Genomic DNA, 2,503 nt, shown 5'->3' on the forward strand with positions numbered 1-2,503 from the left:
TCTGTAAATTATAAATATCAGTATTCTTCCTAAAATGCTGTTGCCAAAGATCGAGAGTAGCAAGTTATAAGTGTAGAATAGAAAAATCTGGGAAGCTATTACAGATGTTCTTCATTTGTTAATTTTTGCTTTCTGTTCTGCCATTATTGATTTATACCTTTTTCACTAATACTTTCTTCACAAAAAACTCAGGAAATTTCTTAATCACAAAAGCTTCCCCTCTTTTAAGCCTCTTTATTTCATCAGGATGAACAATAAAGCTTTTTTCTTCCTTTACCGTTCCCATTCCAGTAGGTAAAATTTCATTTACCTGCATCGTAACCGTTATATCATCTTTTGTTCCTATAAGTGACGACAAAAGCTCAGCTGATACCGGTACATCCTGTCTGTGTATGATTTTAACATTTGTGTTGCCCAGTATCTGCTCCATTAATTCTGTTTTACCCTCTATTCTTAAATCTGCAAGTTCCTGTGTGGATAGTATAACATGAAATCCTGCTGCTCGAGATTTATTAATAAAATCCGTAACCTGAGGTCCTGCAAATACCCCAAACTCATCAAAAATTGTAAATACCTTTTTGCTACGACCAAACATCCTCGCCGCTGTTGTTTTTAAATCAATTACTATGAGCTTTCCCAGAAGTCTCGAATATTCTGAAAATCTTAAAGCGTCTAAACTAAAAAATACTACTGCATTTTCTTCTATGCATTTTATAAGGTCAATTGTGCCTTCATCTTCTGTATCAGAGAGCAGGTCTCCTATCTCACTTTCTGAAAACACTGCAAGCCTGTTCACAAGGCCAGCAATGTCTTTTTTTGCGCTGTCAATCATATCGTAAAAAGCTTCGTATTCATTTTTATCCATTTCTCCTTCCCGAACTAGTTTCTTTGCTTCTTCCAATAAAGCATTATAGTTTAATTTTTGGGATATGTTAACTAAATCTACTTTGTTATTTGTCTTCTGCAAAATCTTTATTGCTGACTGCAAGTATCTTTCACTTAAGAATTTGTAGTGGGGCTCCGTCCAATCAGATAAACTGATGAGCTTATCTTTTAATTCCGTGAAGTTTCCAACTCTTAAAGGATTGTAGTGTGTATTTCCTTCTTGTGCCATCATAGAAAAAAGATAAAACTTCCGATTACACTTTTCTGCTATATCCTTTACCTTTTGTGCAAAACCTATTTCCCCTTTCCCATCAACTATAATCACAGGTATCCCTCTTCTTATAGCGCTTTCAATAAAATTCATAAGAGTAGTGGTTTTCCCTGCACCTGTAGCTCCTAACACTAAACAGTGGCCATTCAGCTCTTCATCTGTAACTTTCACTATATTCCCATTTACATCAATGCCTATAACAGTTCCATCATCTGGCTGTGACAATTTCTCAAGTTTTTTTATAAACCTGTCATCAAAATCTCTTTCTTTATCCTTTCCTATTTCCTTCCTTTTCTTTACCCACTCAGGCTGTGCCGCAGTGTACAGCTCTATCATTAGTGACAGAATAAATCCAACAGGAATGCCGACTTTTATTAAAACTTTCCAATCTAAATTATGCGGTATCTTGTTATTAAAAAGCAACTTATAAGCCTCAAGTATTAGCTTAAAATAATCCACTATCAGCATATTAAAATCCTTTACAGTAAAAATTACAAGTATTACTACCACTGCAGCTGCAGCATAGACCATCCACTTCTTAGCTTTCAACCTATCAGCGGCAGCATATATAATCAATCCAAAAGCAATTCCAGGCAAAAACATCAAAGCTCCCACGAGACCAATAACTAGTATCACTATTTTATCTGTTTGCGTAAGCTCTCTGTTGTTCATCCTTAAGCACCTCGCTTAGATAAAAAATCTTAATATAATCCATTTCCTTAGCTGCTTTTTCTACTGCATCATAGACTGCCTTGCTGGAGACAAAATACCAAACCTCATTATAATCAATGCTTTTTTTGTAGTAGCCCATTTTTTTCTTTAGATTTCTCTCTGACTTCTTTGTGAGTTCTACTTCAACAGCTATTTTCTTTCCATCTTTTATTAAAACTCCATCCGGTATCATATCTGTTCGGCTGTCCTGCCTTAATTCTCTCATAGAAATCCATTCTCCCTGCTGCTCTAATTCAATGCTTAAATCTACCACCTTTAAGTCATGCTCATAATTAGCCAAATTCACATAATATTTGGGAGCCCATAAATTTGAACCTGAAATTTCAGCTCCCTTCTTTGTACACATGTAAACCCCAGGCTTATTTCTGAAGATTCTTAAGGAATATAAATAACCGTCCCCACAAAGTTTTTTCAGCCTTCTGTATGACGCTTTTATACCTATTTTAAACTTTTTTGATACCTGATTGACTGTTATATACCTCATTCTGTTTATCCAATACAAAATCCTTAAATCTCTTTCGGTAAGCTGCACAAAACCACCTCCTGAAGAATTAGTAACCTTGCGCCCACCTCTACCGAAATTAAAAGCCGCGCCGAACCCTTGAGAAGCGAGAC

Annotated in this window: 2 protein-coding genes; both read right to left on the minus strand. The window is 35.7% G+C overall.

What is annotated here, in order from left to right; genetic code table 11:
- Positions 1 to 151: 151 nt before the first annotated feature.
- Entirely contained in the window at positions 152 to 1,828 is a 1,677-nt protein-coding gene (locus M663_RS0101295; protein ID WP_029687679.1) for a helicase HerA-like domain-containing protein, read from the minus strand.
- The coding region (locus M663_RS0101300) for a MarR family winged helix-turn-helix transcriptional regulator (protein WP_273702582.1) at positions 1,797 to 2,503 on the minus strand (707 nt) is incomplete at its 5' end. The genes M663_RS0101300 and M663_RS0101295, both read right to left, overlap by 32 nt.

This window comes from Thermoanaerobacter sp. A7A (assembly GCF_000445185.1).
Lineage (GTDB): Bacteria > Bacillota > Thermoanaerobacteria > Thermoanaerobacterales > Thermoanaerobacteraceae > Thermoanaerobacter.